General features: G+C 71.6%; 18 protein-coding genes and 1 pseudogene. 1 reads left to right on the top strand and 18 read right to left on the bottom strand.

Translation table 11 applies throughout. From position 1 onward, the window contains the following. From LG395_RS30645 to LG395_RS30620, 6 genes and pseudogenes are all read right to left on the bottom strand, one after another. A pseudogene (locus LG395_RS30645) lies at positions 1-162 on the bottom strand (lytic transglycosylase domain-containing protein); the annotation flags it as partial. 390 nt (positions 163-552) lie between these two features. Beyond that, entirely contained in the window at positions 553-1,878 is a 1,326-nt protein-coding gene (gene phoH2, locus LG395_RS30640) for an RNA 5'-3' helicase PhoH2 (RefSeq protein WP_171153235.1), read from the bottom strand. 348 nt (positions 1,879-2,226) lie between these two features. Next, a complete protein-coding gene (locus tag LG395_RS30635) occupies positions 2,227-3,000 on the bottom strand; it encodes an isoprenyl transferase (RefSeq protein ID WP_171153237.1) in 774 nt (257 codons plus the stop codon). Positions 3,001-3,653: 653 nt separating this feature from the next. Then, a complete protein-coding gene (locus LG395_RS30630) occupies positions 3,654-4,445 on the bottom strand; it encodes a class I SAM-dependent methyltransferase (RefSeq protein WP_225811904.1) in 792 nt (263 codons plus the stop codon). Positions 4,446-4,511: 66 nt separating this feature from the next. Further along, positions 4,512-5,042: a GNAT family N-acetyltransferase gene (locus LG395_RS30625; RefSeq protein ID WP_372463485.1), complete on the bottom strand. Its 531-nt coding sequence runs from the start codon at positions 5,040-5,042 to the stop codon at positions 4,512-4,514. Positions 5,043-5,110: 68 nt separating this feature from the next. Continuing rightward, entirely contained in the window at positions 5,111-6,019 is a 909-nt protein-coding gene (locus LG395_RS30620; RefSeq protein ID WP_225811902.1) for an LLM class flavin-dependent oxidoreductase, read from the bottom strand. A gap of 59 nt (positions 6,020-6,078) precedes the next feature. Here LG395_RS30620 and LG395_RS30615 point away from each other — a divergent pair, with 59 nt between their 5' ends. After that, positions 6,079-6,486, top strand: a complete 408-nt coding sequence (locus LG395_RS30615; protein WP_225811901.1) for a DUF192 domain-containing protein — start codon at positions 6,079-6,081, stop codon at positions 6,484-6,486. 36 nt (positions 6,487-6,522) lie between these two features. Here the strand turns inward: LG395_RS30615 and LG395_RS30610 are convergent, their stop codons facing one another. From LG395_RS30610 to LG395_RS30555, 12 genes are all read right to left on the bottom strand, one after another. After that, positions 6,523-7,143, bottom strand: coding sequence for an OmpA family protein (locus tag LG395_RS30610; protein WP_372463484.1), 621 nt, complete (start codon positions 7,141-7,143; stop codon positions 6,523-6,525). A 7-nt stretch (positions 7,144-7,150) separates the two neighbouring features. After that, positions 7,151-7,732 carry a DUF3426 domain-containing protein gene (locus LG395_RS30605; RefSeq protein ID WP_225811900.1) on the bottom strand — a complete coding sequence of 194 codons (582 nt, stop codon included), beginning with the start codon at positions 7,730-7,732 and terminating at the stop codon, positions 7,151-7,153. Between the two features lie 15 nt (positions 7,733-7,747). Beyond that, positions 7,748-8,359, bottom strand: a complete 612-nt coding sequence (locus LG395_RS30600; RefSeq protein ID WP_225811899.1) for a pilus assembly protein TadG-related protein — start codon at positions 8,357-8,359, stop codon at positions 7,748-7,750. Continuing rightward, positions 8,356-8,541: a hypothetical protein gene (locus tag LG395_RS30595; RefSeq protein WP_225811898.1), complete on the bottom strand. Its 186-nt coding sequence runs from the start codon at positions 8,539-8,541 to the stop codon at positions 8,356-8,358. Before LG395_RS30595 ends, LG395_RS30600 begins: the two co-directional genes overlap by 4 nt. A gap of 125 nt (positions 8,542-8,666) precedes the next feature. Beyond that, positions 8,667-9,425 (bottom strand): response regulator, encoded by a 759-nt coding sequence (locus tag LG395_RS30590; protein ID WP_171153252.1) that lies wholly within the window; start codon positions 9,423-9,425, stop codon positions 8,667-8,669. A gap of 10 nt (positions 9,426-9,435) precedes the next feature. Beyond that, entirely contained in the window at positions 9,436-10,971 is a 1,536-nt protein-coding gene (locus tag LG395_RS30585) for a sensor histidine kinase (RefSeq protein ID WP_372463483.1), read from the bottom strand. A gap of 8 nt (positions 10,972-10,979) precedes the next feature. Next, positions 10,980-11,867 (bottom strand): DUF5936 domain-containing protein, encoded by an 888-nt coding sequence (locus LG395_RS30580; protein ID WP_171153254.1) that lies wholly within the window; start codon positions 11,865-11,867, stop codon positions 10,980-10,982. A gap of 13 nt (positions 11,868-11,880) precedes the next feature. Then, positions 11,881-12,825 (bottom strand): type II secretion system F family protein, encoded by a 945-nt coding sequence (locus LG395_RS30575; RefSeq protein WP_225811896.1) that lies wholly within the window; start codon positions 12,823-12,825, stop codon positions 11,881-11,883. Positions 12,826-12,836: 11 nt separating this feature from the next. Continuing rightward, positions 12,837-14,174 (bottom strand): TadA family conjugal transfer-associated ATPase, encoded by a 1,338-nt coding sequence (locus LG395_RS30570; RefSeq protein WP_225811895.1) that lies wholly within the window; start codon positions 14,172-14,174, stop codon positions 12,837-12,839. A gap of 18 nt (positions 14,175-14,192) precedes the next feature. Continuing rightward, positions 14,193-14,537: a TadE/TadG family type IV pilus assembly protein gene (locus LG395_RS30565; protein ID WP_225811894.1), complete on the bottom strand. Its 345-nt coding sequence runs from the start codon at positions 14,535-14,537 to the stop codon at positions 14,193-14,195. A gap of 1 nt (position 14,538) precedes the next feature. Next, positions 14,539-14,919 carry a TadE family protein gene (locus tag LG395_RS30560; protein WP_171153262.1) on the bottom strand — a complete coding sequence of 127 codons (381 nt, stop codon included), beginning with the start codon at positions 14,917-14,919 and terminating at the stop codon, positions 14,539-14,541. A 7-nt stretch (positions 14,920-14,926) separates the two neighbouring features. Beyond that, positions 14,927-16,162, bottom strand: a complete 1,236-nt coding sequence (locus tag LG395_RS30555) for a CpaE/TadZ family protein (protein ID WP_171153264.1) — start codon at positions 16,160-16,162, stop codon at positions 14,927-14,929. Between the last annotated feature and the right edge of the window lie 3 nt (positions 16,163-16,165).

The raw sequence follows: 16,165 nt of genomic DNA, 5'->3' as shown, positions 1-16,165 counted from the left end.
GGCCAGGAGCGTGGTGTCGGCTGCCGTCGCCTCGGCGTCGTTGGTCTGCGCGGTGCTGCCCGAGGCAACGCCGACGACGCTTCCGACAGCGGTGACCGCGGTGGCGGAGGCCACTGCGAATCCCCGGACCGAAATCCGGCTCACACGGTTTCCTTCCAGCATCGCCCGCTTCGGTGACCCTGGCGGACGCGATCGTGCCCCTGACACTGGCCTCCCAACTGCGGGGTCACGGGAGGCGCGGGCCCGGTGGGCAACTCCCCGGAAGGGAGCGCCGCGTGGTGCGCGGGCGGCATACGACGAACTCTATGGAGTTGGTGGTGCTCAAGGGGCGCTCTACCGCTGGGGGTACAGCTGTGTCGTATGCGGGGCCTGACAGGAACGAGACTCTGCCGTAACCGGACGCCGCGTGGCAATTCTGTGTTGCGTGTGAAAGCTCACATCCCGTTTGGCCCTGGGGATTTCAGGAAAGCTCCGCACACGCAGGCGCCGCCCGGCTAGGCTCGTGGCCTTTGCCGGACGGCGCCAACAGCCGTCACCTGCGGGTGAGATGCGTCAGATGTGGCCGTCCTCCAGCATTTCGGTCACAAGCGCCGCAATCTGGGACCTCTCGGAACGCGTCAGCGTGACGTGGGCGAAGAGCGGGTGTCCCTTCAGTTTCTCCACCACGGCGACAACGCCGTCGTAGCGGCCTACGCGCAGATTGTCCCGCTGCGCCACGTCATGCGTGAGAACGACACGTGAATTGGCGCCGATGCGGGACAGAACGGTCAGCAGGACGTTCTTCTCCAGGGACTGCGCCTCGTCCACGATCACGAACGCGTCGTGCAGCGAGCGCCCCCGGATGTGGGTGAGCGGCAGGACCTCCAGCATGCCGCGCGCGGTGACCTCCTCGATGACCTCCCGGCTGGTGACCGCCGACAGGGTGTCGAAGACGGCCTGGGCCCACGGGCTCATCTTCTCCGCCTCGGTACCCGGCAGATAGCCCAGCTCCTGCCCGCCGACCGCGTACAGCGGACGGAAGACCATCACCTTCTGGTGCTGGCGGCGCTCCAGGACCGCCTCCAGGCCCGCGCACAGCGCCAGCGCCGACTTGCCGGTGCCGGCCCGGCCGCCCATCGAGACGATGCCGACGTCCGGGTCGAGCAGCAGGTCGAGGGCGATGCGCTGCTCGGCGCTGCGGCCCTTGATGCCGAACGCCTCCCGGTCGCCGCGCACCAGCCGGACGTTGCCCTCGGCGGTGACCCGGCCGAGCGCCTTGCCGCGCTCGGACTGGATGGTCAGGCCGGTGTGCACCGGGAGGTCGGCCGCCTCCGGGACGTACACGTGCCCTTCCTCGAAGAGGATGTCCACCTGCTCGCCCGGCAGGGTGAGTTCGGTCATCCCGGTCCAGCCGGAGTTCTCCGTGATGGCCAGTTCGGCCCGGTACTCCTCGGCGAGGAGGCCGACCGAGGACGCCTTGATCCTGAGCGGCAGGTCCTTCGACACGACGGTGACGTCGAACCCCTCGGCCTGCAGGTTGCGGGCCACCGCGAGGATGCGCGAGTCGTTGTCCCCCAGGCGGTAGCCGGTGGGCAGCACGCTGGGGTCCGAGTGGTTGAGCTCGACCCGGACCGTCCCGCCCAGTTCCCCGATCGGGATGGGGGCGTCGAGGCGACCGTGCTTCACCCGGTAGTCGTCCAGCAGGCGCAGGGCCTGGCGGGCGAAGTAGCCGAGTTCCGGATGGTGCCGCTTGGCCTCCAGCTCCGTGACCACCACGATGGGGAGCACGACCTCGTGCTCGTCGAAGCGGGCCAGGGCGTTCGGGTCGGCCAGCAGGACGCTGGTGTCGAGAACATACGTGCGCCGGTCGGGCTTGTGGCGCTTTGTGCTGGTCACCACGGAAGGACGTACCCCCTCGGATGAGGTCGGGGAGCGACGAAGTGATGCTGGACCGGTGTCCGGCCCCCGCGCACGGCGGGCCGTGAACCGGCCCTCCGCGGCTGCTTCCGTGCGGTGACCGCACGGTCGGGCTGGTGCAAAGGGCCTCCCGGGCGGGCGACCCCGTGCCGCCCGCTGAGATCCGACGCCCGTGGTTCGGGCGACGACCTGCTTGGCTTATGCCCTCGATGACGCGCGGCCATGCAGATGCGGCCATCGGCGCACCGGTGAACTCCTCGTTACGTCTGCGCCAATCGGGGTAAACGACAACGCCCCGTCACCGGGCGGCGACGGGGCGGGACCGGCGGTTCAGCCGCCGTACCGGCGGTGACGTGCGGCGTAGTCGCGCAGGGCGCGCAGGAAGTCGACCTTCCGGAAGGCCGGCCAGAAGACCTCGCAGAAGTAGTACTCCGAGTGGGCGGTCTGCCAGAGCATGAATCCGGACAGCCGCTGTTCCCCGCTGGTGCGGATCACCAGGTCGGGGTCGGGCTGGGCGCCGGTGTAGAGGTGACGGCCGATCATGTCGACGTCGACGGAGTCGGCGAGGTCCTCCATGGACACGCCCTTGTCCTGCGCGTCGAGGAGCATGGAGCGCACGGCGTCGGCGATCTCCTGCCGGCCGCCGTAACCGATGGCCACGTTGACGAGTATCCCGTCGATGTGGGCGGTGGCCTCCTCGGCCTCCTTCAGGGCCGTCTGCATCTGCGCGGGCAGCAGGTCCATCGTGCCGACGTGGTGCACCCGCCAGCGGCCGTCGGCGGCGAGGGTGCGCACGACGTCCTCGATGATGCCGAGCAGGGGGACGAGTTCCTCCTGCGGCCGGTCGAAGTTGTCGGTGGACAGCAGCCACAGGGTGACGACCTCGACGTCGGTCTCGGTGCACCAGCCGAGGAACTCCTCGATCTTCTCGGCGCCGGCCCGGTGCCCGTGCACGGTGCTGGAGCCGGACGCCTTCGCCCATCGGCGGTTGCCGTCCATGATGACGCCGATGTGCTTGGGCACCTGAGCGTGGTCCAGGTGGCCTTCCACCCGGCGTGCGTAGAGCCTGACGAGCAGGCCGCGCAGCTTGTCGCGCAGGTTCACGTGACCCTCCGGGGGTTGGGCGCGGGGGTTGGGCGCGGGGGACGGGGTGCCGGAGCCGTTGAGCCTACCGCTGCTCGGGGGTTGGTCATGGCCCGGCCCTTCAGTGGGGACGGCACAGCGGGGCCGGGAGGTTCCCGGACCGGGTTCCCGGAGCGGGAAAGAAAAACGGGCCGGTCCGTGGGGGGGAGACGGACCGGCCCGAGGGGGGGTTTCCACCATAACCCTTCGTAAGGGTTGGTGGGTGCATCGGCGGGCCACAACTACTCTCCGGAATCATCCGGCGACGCCCCGGTGGTCGCGGAATGCGGGATTCATGGGGGCGTCATGGCCGGTTCACAACGGAATTGCAGGGAAATCCGGTGGGATACGAATGGATTCGCAAGGATTAGGCCATCTTGGGGTTCATCGGCGAGTTGCCCCGGGTCCCCCCGGACGGGCGACGCCGTCAGCGAAGGGCGGACTTGACGCCTCCGCTACGCCGCCGAAGGGCGACCGCGCGGCTCCACGGCACCGCGCAGCCCCCTCCACTGCGCGGTACCGCCCGCGCAGCTTTGCTCACGCGAATAACCTTGGTCTGAACTTACGTGATCGAGGGGACCGATGGGAACCGCGATCGATAACAATGTGGAAACCGCGGGTGAACTCCGGCCGGCCTACGGCCGACGACCCGGCTTGCGTACGTCGAAGAGATGCCGGGCGCTGTGCGCGACGAACGGCCCCTGCCTCTCGATCCGTTCGTGCAGCGCGCGCAGCCGCGGCTCGTACGCCTCCACCGTGAAGTCCGGAACCATCCACACCACCTTGCGCAGGAAGTGGACGACGGCGGCGATGTCGTGGAACTCCACCCGCAGCCGCTCCGCCCGCAATTCGGCCACTTCCAGGCCCGCCGCCTCGGCGTCGGCCCGCTCCCGCTCGGGGTCACGGCGGCCGCGCACCTCCTCCGGCTGCGGCCCGAGGAAGTACTCGACCAGCTCGAACACGCTGCTCGGCCCCACGTGCTGGGCGAAGTAGGTCCCGCCGGGCCGCAGCACCCGGGCGATCTCCGCCCAGTACGGCCGCACCGGGTGCCGGCTGAGCACCAGGTCGAAGGCGCCGTCCGCGAACGGCAGCGGCGCGTCGTCCGGGGCGGCGACCACCACGACGCCCCGGGGCCGCAGCAGGGCGGTGGCCTTCGCCACGTTCGGCGGCCAGCCCTCGGTGGCCGCGGCCAGCACCGGCCGGGCGGGCTCCGCCCGGCTCAGCGCGAAGTCCAGCACCTCACCGCCACCGGTCTGGATGTCCAGCACGGCCTCGGCCCCGGCCAGCCGCTCCCCGGCCGACCGGGCGTACCCCCACGACGGCCGCTCCTCGGCGGCCCGCCCCTCGAACCACGAGAAGTCCCACCCCTCGGTCGGTACGGCGGCACCCTCGGCCACGAGGTCCTCGAAGGAACGCTGGGAAGTCATACGGCCATGATCCCAGCGAGCCCCCGCGGTTGCCCCCTGTTTTTCGCCGCCGGGCCGGGACCGCCCTCAGCCCTGCCCGGCCGGCGCCGCGAGAACCATCAGGACGTGCTCGTCCGTCCCGTGGCGGACCGTGCCGGCCCGCTCGAAGCCGTGCGCCTCCAGGAGCCGCACGGAGGCCGTGTTGCCGGCAAAGGGGTCCGCGTACAGCGGACGCACCGGCTCCAGTTCCAGGAACCGGCCGAGTGCCCGCGTCCCGATCCCGCGGCCACGATACGGCCGACCGAGCCAGTACCCGACGAACCGCCGTCCCTCCTGCGTCCAGGACACCACGCTCCCGGCGACCTCCCCGTCGACGGTGACCGCCCGCGCCAGGCAGTCGGGGTCGCCGAGCACCCGCTCCCGCCAGTGCCGGAAGAAGGCGTCCCGCGGCCGGGGGGTGAACCTCGACCGCCGGGCGGCTTCGGGGTCGTGCTCGTAGGCGAAGAGGGCCTCCAGATCCCGTTCCGTGACGCCCCGCAGACGCACGGAGGCATCCTCGTCCGGCACTCCGCCCCTCCGCCGATCACTGTGCGCATCGATCCGACTTCTCCCCGTCATGAGGGAAGTGTGCCACCCGCCACTGACAACGTCCCCGACCTGCGGTGGCTCCGCGCCGAGCCGTCCGCTCAGGGCACCAGGGGCCGGACCTCCCGCGCGGCGAACCGCACGAAGCCCTCCGGGTCGGGCTCGTCCGCCGTCGGCTGCAGGACGACCGTGTCCGCGCCGGCCCCGGCCAGCCGCCGTACCGCCTCGGCGACCGCGCCCGCGTCCCCGGCGACCCCCACGTCCGCCCGCGCCTCCAGCCCCTCGGCGGCGAGTTCGGCACGCATCCGTTCCTCGGCGCCCTCACCCGTGGCGGCCAGCAGATAGACCACGATCCGGTGCGAACCGTCGCGTCCGGCCGCCCGCCGCCCCTCCTCCACGAGCTCGCGGGCCCGTCGCACGCCGTCCGCCGAGGTCGCGGCGGTGAGCAGGGTGCCGTCGGCCTTCTCGCCGGAGAGCCGGAGCGTGCGCGGTCCGGTGCCGCCCGCGAGGACGTCGACCGGGCGCCGCGGGGGCCAGTCGAGGGCGACGTCGTCCAGTTGGACGTACCGCCCGCGCACGCTGAGCCGTTCCCCGCGCAGCAGGGCCCGCAGGGCGTCGAGATGTTCTCCGAGGAGGCCCAGCGGGGAGGCGGCCCGGGCGCCGACCTGGCCCATCCAGTCCTGCACCCCGTGCCCCAGGGTCAGGATGGCCCGGCCGGGGAACATGCGCTCCAGCGAGGCGGCCTCCATCGCGGTGACGGCCGCGTTCCTGAGCGGCACGGGCAGCAGTCCGATGCCGACCCGCACCCGCTCGGTCCAGGCGAGCGCGGCGGCGGCCGTGGACACCCCGCCCTCAAGGAAGCAGTCCTCCCACAGCCACAGTTCCTCGAGCCCCACGTCGTCCGCGAGACGGGCGACGGCCCGCAGCCGCTCGGGAGGAAGCTGGGGACGGAAAACGACACCGAGTCCTGTCATGGAGCCCTTCCTAGTGGGGAGGACGGCAAAGGACAACGCGTTTACGTTGCCGGGCGAGTTGACGACACGGATGGCCGGGCGTGGGAGGTCGGGGCATGGGACGGCGCTGGCGGGACGGACGGGGACGGCTGATCGTGCGGGCGGGCTCCGCCCCCGCCTCTGGAGGGGAGCGGTCAGCCGTCTGCGTCCCCCTGGAGATCGCGGCCTCCTACCGGGCGCGGACGAAGGGCCTCCTGGGCCGGGACGCGGTCGACGGGGCGCTGCTGCTGTCGCCGGCCGGCGGGGTGCACACGTTCGGGATGCGGATCCCGATCGACGTCGCCTACCTGGACCGCCGGCTGACCGTCATCGCCGTCCGCACGATGCGCCCCGGCCGCCTGGGCCTGCCGCGCCTGCGGGCACGGCACGTGCTGGAGGCGGGGGCGGGGGCGATGGCGGGGTGGGGGCTGCGGCCGGGAGCACGAGTGGAGGTGGACATGGGGACGGGGACGGACGTGGGGTGACCCCGGGGGCGGACCCGGGCCGGCCGGGGCGCCGTCTCACTGCTGGGTACGGGGGAAGGACACCTCCACCCGGCGGTTCTTCTTCCGGCCGGCCTCGGTGGAGTTGTCGGCGATCGGGTACTGCTCGCCGTAGCCGCGGACGTCGAAGGTGACGGACGGGGCGTTCAGGTCCTGGTCCAGTACGGCCTGTACGGCGTTGGCGCGCTGCTTGGAGAGGGTGTCGCCGTGGGCGGAGGAGCCGAGGTTGTCGGTGAAGCCGAAGACGCGGACCCGGGTCGCGTTCTGCTTCCTGATCTCCTCGGCGATGCCGGCGATACGGGCCTTCGCCTCCGCGCCGAGCTTGGCGCTGTCCTTGCCGAACAGCACCTCGGCCTGGAGGGCGAAGGTCACGTCGGCGTTGGTGTCCTCGCGCCGTTCGTCCCCGCTCTGGTCCTCCACGACCGACTTGATGTCCAGCACCTTGGCCTCGGCCAGCGTGGCCCCTTCCGGAAGCTTCAGATCCGGATCCGTGGGGTCGACCTTCACGGGGGCGGCGGCGGAGGGTTCGGTACCGGGGGGTTCGCTGGGGCCGGTGTCGTCCGCGAGCGCGGGGGTGGGGGCGAGAGTCACGGCCAGGGCGAGCGCGGCGGCTGCGAGGGTGATGCGGGATGCGGTCACTTGGGCCTCACCCGGAGATCTTGACGGAAGCGCTGGCGAAGGTGGGCAGCTGGAGGGTCACCTCGGTGGTGTTCGTGGGTGGGGAGGGGAATTGCATGAAGACAGGAATGGTCTGACCTGGCTGGATAGTTGAAAGACCGGTCGTGGTGAGGGGTCGCCCGTCCGTGTCGCGGAGCACGTAGTAGCGCTTCTTTCCGTTGGCGTCCACCAGGGTGGCACCACCAAGAGATGTCCCATGCTGAACAATCTCAGTCTCGTCCCCGCGAAGGGCAGACGGGATGACCACCGACTGCGCCCCGTCATTCTTCAGGCTTCCGTTTATGGTGACGAATCCACCGGAATCCCGCTGCGCGGAGGTCACCTGGAGGAGAAGGCCATCCTGCCCCTTGAGCTCTGCCAAAGGTGCTTTTGACTGCCCCTCTTGAGGGCTCGGCTGGGAGCCATCGCCCTTGGAGGCCGACGCGGAGGTCTCCGGCTTCTTGTCGTCATTCCCTCCGCCACCGCAACCGGCAACGCTAACGGCCAGCCCAGCAGCAACGGTCAGCGCGACCATCCCCCTGCGGGCCTTCGCAGTGAACCGCATGCTCATCGCTCCGCTTCCTCATCAATCGTCGTGGGCTTGTCCATCGGCCAGGTGGACGTCGAACAGATCCTCCGGCGCGGGCAGAGTGGCTTCATCGTCCGGGTCCAGATTCCAGGTCTTGCCGTCACACTCGAGTGGGGGCAGCTCATCGCCCCTGCCCGCCTCCTCGGGAGGGTCGAACGTGCAGCGAGGCTCGATCACGGCTGTGGCGGCGGCTTTGGAGTGAATGTCCTCTGTGCCGGGGACAACGGAATCTCCGACCGACTTGTTCGCTTCCACATCGACCGTGTACCGCAGAAGCTGCCAGTTGCAGTCATTCAGCGTGGCGTCGTTCTGCGCCGCGAGTTGCTCCGCACGCGCACAGGGGTTGTCGACCGGCGTCTCGCCGTGGAAGACGTCCTCCCACTTGTCCGGGTCGAGCAAATCGGCGATCCACGCGGCCGCTAGTTGGTCACGCCCGTTCTGGGCAGCTGCCAGCACGGCTGCGTCAGCGGCTGTCTGAGCGCCGCCACGGTTCACTGCCGCCTGACCCACCGCAAGGTAGGCGAACGCAAGAAAGAGCAGGCCCGCCACCACCGTGATGTAGATGGGGAAGGCCTGCCCGGCATCGCCGTAACGGCGCAGGCGTCTCACACGATCTTGTTGATCTGCGCCATGATCTTGTCGAGGATCGCCGATCCGATGCTGGTACCCGTGACCGCCAGCACGATCGCCACCACCACCGCGATGATCCCGAGGTACTCGACGGCGGTCTGCCCCTTGTCGTCGGTGCGGCGCTGCATCGCCACCATGAACTTCAGCATCCAGTCGTTCATGACGCTCCCCTCCGGCTTCGCTTCGGATTCCGGAAACGTAAAGCTGCGAGCAGCACGAGTCAGAGGGCCCCAGGGCCCAACCCCAGGCCCATTCGGGGTGTCGGGCGGTGTCTCGTCGGGGCATGTCACGCCACCCCCAGCCACTTCGCCGTCGCCTGGGACCTCGTCGTGCTGTGGAGCTTGGCGAAGATGCGGTTGATGTGGTTCTTGACCGTCTTCTCGCTGATGAAGCAGGCGGCGGCGATCTGCTGGTTGGTCATGCCGGACGCGATGAGGTCCATGATCTCCGCCTCCCTGCTGCTCAGCCGGAACCGTGACCGGAACGACTGTCCCACAGATGGTTGCAGATGCGAAAGAGGGTTGGAAGATAAAGGGTGCTCAGCAGAGGCGAGTTGGGGAGGGGTGTGTGCAGGTGCATCCCCTCGCAGTCCCTCCAGCAACGCCCTCGCCGCCCCCGGTGTCACGTGCGGCCGGCCCTCCCGTACATCCCGTACCGCCCTCACCAGCTGCTCCGTCGTGAACTCGCCATGCACCAGATATCCCCCCGCACCCAGCCGCAGCGCCTCCCGCACGGTCTCCGTCTCGTGGCTGTACGTGAGCATCATGACGGGGGCCAGCCCCACCAGGTGGGGCAACGCCGAGATTCCGTCGAGTCCGGGCATGCGGACGTCGAGGAGGATGACGTCGGGCCGGTGCCGGACCGCCTCCTCGTACGCCTCCCGCCCGTCCCTCGCCTCCGCCACCACCGTGGTGTCCGGGTGGGCCGACAGCAGGGCCGTCAGGCCGGCGCGGACGACGGGGTTGTCGTCGGCGACCAGCAGCCGCAGCGGCGGGGACGCCGGCGCCGGCGGCGGGAGGGGCTGTGGTGGTCGTCGGGGACGCATGGGCCTCCTCTCAGGCGGGTCGGGACTCGGGTGGCGGTGCCGGCAAGGGGACCTCCAGGCGGACCTCCGTGCCTCGTTCGTGGCTGTCCCTTCCGATGCGGATCCGGGCACCGGCCTGCGCCGCCCGTTCGACCATGCCGAGCAGGCCGAAGTGGCCGGAGCCGCGCAGCTCTTGGAGTGTGGTGCCCGGCGGGAGGCCCCTGCCGTCGTCGTGGACCGTGACCCGGAGCAGGTGGCCGTCGACCGCGGCCCGTAGGTCCACGCGGGTCGCGGACGCGTGCCGGTGGGCGTTCTCCAGCGCCTCGGTGACGATGGCGAGGACGTGGCGGGCCAGGGGGTCCGGGAGCAGGGGAAGGCCGGCCTCCTCCCGCCCTTCCCAGCCACACGTGACCCGCAAGCCGGTGCGCCTGGTGAAGTCCGACGCGCGGTGGGCCAGTTCCTGCCACAGCGGGGTCCGGTCCGGCTGGTCCCGGCGCAGGTCCGTCAGCAGCTCCCGGGACTCCGCCGCCGCCCTGCGCGCCGAACGGGACACCAGTTCCGCCTGTTCCCTGACGCGGGCCGGATCGGGCGCCGCGGACGAAGCCGTGGCCGCCAGGCCGTCCGCCGCCAGGGCGACGCCGTACAGGGTCTTGGCCACGGAGTCGTGCATCTCGCGGGCCAGCCGGGCGCGTTCCGCGCTCACCGCCTCCGCCGCCGCGAGGCGGGTCTGGACCGTCGTCAGGGCCTGGGTCGCGGTGCCGAAGCGGAGCATCAGGTTGCGCAGGGTGGAGCCCATGGCGCCGGCGATGACGCAGAGGCCGGGGAGGAGGAGGGCCTCCGCCACCGGCGCGTGGCGGTCGGCCTTCAGCGTGGCGTGGACCAGGAGCAGGATGAGGGACTGGAGCGAGGCGAAGCATGCGGCGCCGCGCCAGCCGTAGACCAGGCCGGCCAGCAGCGGGGTGCAGACGCTGACGTAGGCGAGGGTGGTGTCCGGGCCGGCCGAGATCAGGAGGAGGGAGCCGAAGAGGGTGTCGGCGGCCAGGAGGCTGGGGTGGCGCAGCAGGAGGGGGCCGAAGCGTTCCCAGTCGCGGAAGAGGACGTAGGACACCATGAAGGTGACGACCACGGCCGCGCCGACCAGGCGGGCGCCCAGGCCGGGGGCCGCGTTGAGGAGGGCGGCGGGGGCCGACAGGACGATCATCGCCAGACGGAAGCCGAAGACCTGGCGGCACAGGGCCTGCAGGGCGCGGATCTGCAGTTTCTCGGAGGGCTCGGCCGGTGGCGCCGCCGTCACCGGGTCCGTCGCCGCCGGCCGCGGTGGGGCCTGCGCCCCGGCACCGGCCACCTCTTGATTCCGCCTGATCTTGGCCGCCGCGGGATCCCACTCCGACCCGGCCGCCCCCGGACCCCGCTCAGGCCCGGCCGCCCCCGGACCCCGCTCAGGCCCGGCCACCGCGGGACCCCGCCTCACCCCCGCCGCCCGCAGCCACGCCCCGGCCCGGGCCACGCCCGCGTGTACGCCCCGGCCCGTACGCCCCCTCAGCACCGTCGAACCCGTCACCGTCACGGCCGTCGTCACTCTCCCGTGAGCGAGCCGAAGTCCACGCCGGAGCCGAGGAGCAGGCCCGCGCCCAGCAGGAGCATCGTCGCCGGGACCATGAACGTGGTGATCATCAGCGTGGCCTTCGGCACCGCCCGCGCGGCCTTGCGGCGGGCGTTCTGGGCGTCGGTGCGGCGCATGTCCTTGGCCAGGGAGACCAGCGTGTCCACGATGGGTGCCCCCAGCTCCTCGCCCTGCTGCAGGGCCGTGACGAACATGGCCACCTGCTCGGAGTCGTTGCGCCGCCGCAGCTCCGTGAAGGCCTCCCGGCGGCTCATGCCGAGGTCCATCTGGCGCAGGGTGATGCGCAGTTCGTCGGCCCACGGGCCCTCGTAGCGGGAGGCGACCCGGTCCAGGGCCTGCCGGAAGCCGAGCCCCGCGCTGACCACCACGGCGAGGACGTCCAGGAAGTCCGGCAGGGTGCGTTCGATGACGTCCTTGCGGACCCGGATCGCCGACCAGAGGCCGACCTCCGTCCAGAACGCGCCGAACAGGAGCAGCAGGACGGCCACGAACCACTGACCGCGCAGGAGGAACACCAGGAACCCGACGCCGCCGAGGGCGCCGTAGACCGCGCGGCGGGCGGCGTAGCGGTCGAGGGTCAGGCCGCCGGGGTTGCCCGCGAGGTCGATCTTGCGGCGGTACCTGGCCACCAGGCGCGGGCCCATCAGGCGCAGCACGACCGGGGCGTAGCGCATGCCCATGCGGTCGATGACCGAGCCGACCGCGCCGGTGCGGGTGGCGCCGACCTCCAGGGCGACGGCGAGGTCGCCGGGGAGCCTGGCCTCCGCGCGGTACATGCGGATGCCGGCGAAGACGCCCCAGACGCCGAGGCCCATCAGCAGGGCGAGCAGGTATGCCATCGGGTCACCTCCCTCAGACGTCGATCCGGCTCATCCGGCGGATGAGGACGAAGCCGACGGCGTACATGGCGAACGCGATGATCACGCAGGCCTGGCCGACCGGCGAGCCGGTCATGCGTTCGAGCGCGCCGTCCTTGACGCCGTTCATCAGGAACAACGCGCCGATCCCGAGGACGGGCACGGCGTACGACGTCATGGTCACCTGGGTGAGCTGGGTACGGATCTCGCGCCGGGTCTCCTTGCGCTCCTCCAGGGTCTCGGTCAGGTTCCGCAGGGCGGAGACCACCTGGCCGCCCGCCCGGTTCGACAGGACCAGCGTGGTGACGAGGACGACCAGTTCGCGGGAGGGGAGGCGGTCGGCCAGCTCGCCGAGGGCGTCGTCCAGGGAGTGGCCGACGGCCAGCTGGTCGGCGACCTTGGCCAGTTCCTCGCCGGCCGGGGCCTCCAGCTCCTCCGCCGCCATGCCGATCGCGGTGCGCAGGGCGAGGCCGGCCTGGGTGGCGTTGGCCAGGATGCGGGCCAGTTCGGGAAGTTGGTTGATGAAGCGCTCGATGCGTTTCTGCCGCTGCCAGTTGAGGAACTGGACCGCCGCCCAGATGCCCAGCAGACCGGCGAGCGGTCCGAAGAACGGGGCCAGGGTGGCCTGGCCGATCAGCCACAGCGCGGCCACCGTCGCGAGCATGGCGGCGAAGAACTCCCCCGGTGTGACGTCCAGGCCGGTGGCCGCCAGGCGCCGCTCCAGCCAGCGGCCGAGGCGGGTGCGGCGCAGCCGCCGGTCCAGGTCGCGGAAGCGGCGTGTGCGGCCGGCCGCGGGTGGCGCGCCGGTGTGCGCGAGGCGGTCCACGAGGGCGGCGCGCCGGGCCCGGCCGGAGGCGTAGGCGTGCACGCCGGCCACCGCCAGGACGCAGGTCAGCAGCGTCACGCCGGTGGTGAGCTGGACGAGGGTGTGCAGTTCCATGTCCTGGAGTCCTACCTGGCTTCTCGGGTGGCGAGCTGGTCGGCGGAGCGGGCGACGCCGAAGGCCTGCGGGACGGGCTGGCTCGCCATGTAGAGGCGGTCGGCGGTGCGGCGGGGCAGCGGGAAGTACCGGAACTCGCCGTACACGCGGCCGTCCGGGGTCATGGGCCGCGCGTCGAAGCGGGCCACGGTCGCCAGCCGGTACGGCTCTCCGCCGTGGCTGTCGAGCAGCGCGATCTCGGTGATCCGGCGGACGCCGTCGGCGAACCGGGTGAGCTGGACGATGACGTCGACCGCGCTGTTGATCTGGTCGTGCAGGGCGACGAAGGGCACCTCGACGTCGGACATGGAGGCCAGGGTCTGCAACCGGGTCAGCGCGTCCTCGGCGCTGTTGGCGTGCACGGTCGCCAGCGAGCCGTCGTGGCCCGTGGACATCGCCTGGAGCATGTCGAGGGACTCGCCGCCGCGGACCTCGCCGACCACGATCCGGTCGGGGCGCATCCGCAGCGAGTTGCGGACCAGGTCCCGGATGGTGACCTGCCCCTTGCCCTCCACGTTCGGCGGGCGTGACTCCAGGCGGACCACATGGCTCTGCTGGAGCTGGAGTTCGGCGGAGTCCTCGATGGTGATGATGCGCTCGTGCGACGGGATCAGCCCGGACAGGGCGTTCAGCAGGGTGGTCTTCCCGGTGCCGGTCGCGCCGGAGACGATGATGTTGAACTTCGCCTGCACCAGGCCCGCCAGCAGGTACACCATGTGCTCGTCCAGCGAGCCGAACCCGATCAGCTCCTGGAGGGTGAAGGAGCGCGGGAAGCGGCGGATGGTGAGGATGGGGCCGGTCAGGGAGAGCGGCGGGATGATGACGTTGACCCGCTCGCCGGAGGGCAGGCGGGCGTCCACCATCGGGTTCGACTCGTCGACCCTGCGGTTCACCGTGGAGACGATCCGCTCGATGGTCTGCATCAGCTGGTCGGCGGAGACGAACCGGAGGGGCAGTTGCTCCACCCGGCCGCCGCGCTCGACGAAGACGGCGTCCGGCCCGTTGACCATGATCTCCGTGATCGACGCGTCCTCCAGCAGCGGCTCCAGGATGCCGAGGCCCAGCGCCTCGTCCACGACCCGGCGGATCAGCTGGGAGCGCTCGGCCGTCGACAGCACCGGGCCCTCGCGGCTGATGATGTGCCCGAGCACCCGTTCCAGCCGGGCCCGGCGTTCGGCGGCGGCGAGCGAGCTCATCTCCGCGAGGTCGATCTCCTCCAGCAGCTTGGCCCGGTAGGAGGCGACCAGGTGCCCGTCCTCGCCCCGGCTGCCGTGCTCCTCCGGGGTGCTGATGCGTGCCCGCAGACTCATGGGGTCGCCTCTCCTCGGTCAGTGGTCGAGCGGCATGGTGGCGGACTTGGTGGCGGAGCCGAGGTCCCAGACGACGGTGGGGATGTGGACGGTCGCGGTGACGGTGACCGAGTCACCCCCCTCGGCGGACGAGCAGGACACCGACAGTCCGCCGCTCACGGCGTCGGCGCAGGCCTGGGCGTACGACTGGTCCAGCGAGGCCGCCCGCGCCCCCGCCCGGGCCGCCGTACCGGCCTGCTCGGCCGCGTAGGCGACGGCGCCGAGCTGGATTCCGGCCAGCCCGACGATGAGCAGGACGGGGATGAACCCCAGGTATTCGATGGCCACTTGACCCCGGTCGCGTCCCGGGCGGCGGTACGGCATCTCAGTGCTTCGCCTCCTCGACGGCTCCGGCGTGGCCGTGGACGGTGACGGGGAAGTCGATGAGGCCGGGGAAGAGGACGGGGACCTTGACGGCCACGTCGGCCGTCACGTAGCCGGTGCCGCCGCAGTGCTCCACGCTGGCGCCCTCCTGCCATGCCCCCGACAGGTGCTTCAGTGCGGCCTGTTGGCACACCCCGAACCGCTCCCCCGGAGGTGCCGCCGTCCCTGCCCGCACGCCCTCGTCCGCAGCATTCCCCGCGAGCGTGAAGGCGTACCCCACCAGTACGGCCTGCCACATGAGCACCAGCGTCAGAACGATCAGCGGGGTCATGCCCAGGAACTCGACGCTGACCTGTCCCCGGTCTCCGTCCGGCCTTCTCATCGGGGGCTCACTCCTTCCGCCGCCGCAGGCTCACGGAACCGCGCCCGCTGCCGCGGTGGGTGGCTCCCTCCGCGGCCCGGACCAGCCCGAGCTCCCCCGCGAGCGCCCACAGCGCCTGCTTGACCGTGCTCCTGGCGTCGAGTTCGTGGACCCGTCCGGCGTCCACGACCCCCTGCAGCTCCTTGAAGTTGGCGGGGACGGCCGTACGCGCCAGGGCCGTCCCGGTGATGCGCTGCACGAGCGCGGGCTGGATCTCCGTGTGGCGCGTGTGCCGGTTGACGACCACGGTCGTCTCCTCGGCCTTGCGGATCTGGAGCCGGTCCCACATCCGTACGGTCCGTTTGGCGGCGCGTACGGCGATGACGTCCGGGGTGGTGACGAGCAGCGCGGTGTCGGCCATCTCGACGGCCGCCGCGCCGGCCCCGCCGAGCTGGGCGCCGCAGTCGACGACGACGACCTCGTAGCGCGAGCGCAGGGCGCTGACGAGCTGCCGGGTGGCGCGGTCGGTGACCTCCTCGCCGCGTTCGCCCTCGCCGGGGGCGAGGAGCAGGGCGAGCCCGGTGTCGTGTCGGAAGACGGCGTCGGCGAGGACGCGGGGCGAGATGTCGGTGATGCCGGCCAGGTCGGCCACCGAGCGGCGGAACTGGATGTCCAGGTAGGAGGCGATGTCGCCGGTCTGGAGGTCGAGGTCGACCAGGGCGGTGGCGCGGCCGGAGGCCTGGGCGGCGAGGGCGAGCTGGATCGCGGTCAGTGTGGCGCCCACCCCTCCCTTGGCGCCGCTGACGGTGACGACGGTGCCGCCGGCCCCGGCGAGCGTCTCGGCGCCGTGCCCGAGGTGCCGTCGTACGCCGGTCGACCACTGGGCGACGGCCTGCACGCGGTTGGCGAGTTCCTCGTAGGACAGCGGGAGCGCGACCAGGCCGCGGGCGCCGGAGTCCATGGCGGCGGCGAACAGGCCGGGGCTCGCGTCGGTGGTGACGAGGATGACGCCGACGGCCGGGAAGCGCAGGGCGACCTCGCGGATCAGTTCCAGGGCCGGGACCGGGCCGATCCGTTCGTGGACGACCACGACCTCGGGCAGTTCGTCGACCGACTCGGCGGCGAGCCGGGCGAGGGTGTCGACCAGCTGGGTGGAGTCGGTCACCGGTGGCTGGGGCTCGGCGTCGGGGAGCTGGCTGAGCAGGGTGGTGAGGGAGCGGACGGCGTCCGGGTCCGCGCCGGCCGGGAGGATCCTGGTGGGCATGGC

The organism is Streptomyces spinosus (assembly GCF_020400655.1).
Lineage (GTDB): Bacteria > Actinomycetota > Actinomycetes > Streptomycetales > Streptomycetaceae > Streptomyces > Streptomyces argyrophylli.
The sequence above is the reverse complement of the archived record's forward strand: the minus strand, read 5'-3'. Positions and strand labels throughout refer to the sequence as shown.

Bases quoted from the DNA above. Each gene is read 5' to 3' on its own strand.
- LG395_RS30630 (WP_225811904.1), bottom strand. From the start codon at position 4,445: ATGACTTCCCAGCGTTCCTTCGAGGACCTCGTGGCCGAGGGTGCCGCC.
- LG395_RS30625 (WP_372463485.1), bottom strand. From the start codon at position 5,042: ATGACGGGGAGAAGTCGGATCGATGCGCACAGTGATCGGCGGAGGGGC.
- LG395_RS30615 (WP_225811901.1), top strand. From the start codon at position 6,079: ATGGGACGGCGCTGGCGGGACGGACGGGGACGGCTGATCGTGCGGGCG.
- LG395_RS30605 (WP_225811900.1), bottom strand. From the start codon at position 7,732: ATGAGCATGCGGTTCACTGCGAAGGCCCGCAGGGGGATGGTCGCGCTG.
- LG395_RS30595 (WP_225811898.1), bottom strand. From the start codon at position 8,541: ATGAACGACTGGATGCTGAAGTTCATGGTGGCGATGCAGCGCCGCACC.
- LG395_RS30590 (WP_171153252.1), bottom strand. From the start codon at position 9,425: ATGCGTCCCCGACGACCACCACAGCCCCTCCCGCCGCCGGCGCCGGCG.
- LG395_RS30580 (WP_171153254.1), bottom strand. From the start codon at position 11,867: ATGGCATACCTGCTCGCCCTGCTGATGGGCCTCGGCGTCTGGGGCGTC.
- LG395_RS30575 (WP_225811896.1), bottom strand. From the start codon at position 12,825: ATGGAACTGCACACCCTCGTCCAGCTCACCACCGGCGTGACGCTGCTG.
- LG395_RS30570 (WP_225811895.1), bottom strand. From the start codon at position 14,174: ATGAGTCTGCGGGCACGCATCAGCACCCCGGAGGAGCACGGCAGCCGG.
- LG395_RS30565 (WP_225811894.1), bottom strand. From the start codon at position 14,537: ATGCCGTACCGCCGCCCGGGACGCGACCGGGGTCAAGTGGCCATCGAA.
- LG395_RS30560 (WP_171153262.1), bottom strand. From the start codon at position 14,919: ATGAGAAGGCCGGACGGAGACCGGGGACAGGTCAGCGTCGAGTTCCTG.
- LG395_RS30555 (WP_171153264.1), bottom strand. From the start codon at position 16,162: ATGCCCACCAGGATCCTCCCGGCCGGCGCGGACCCGGACGCCGTCCGC.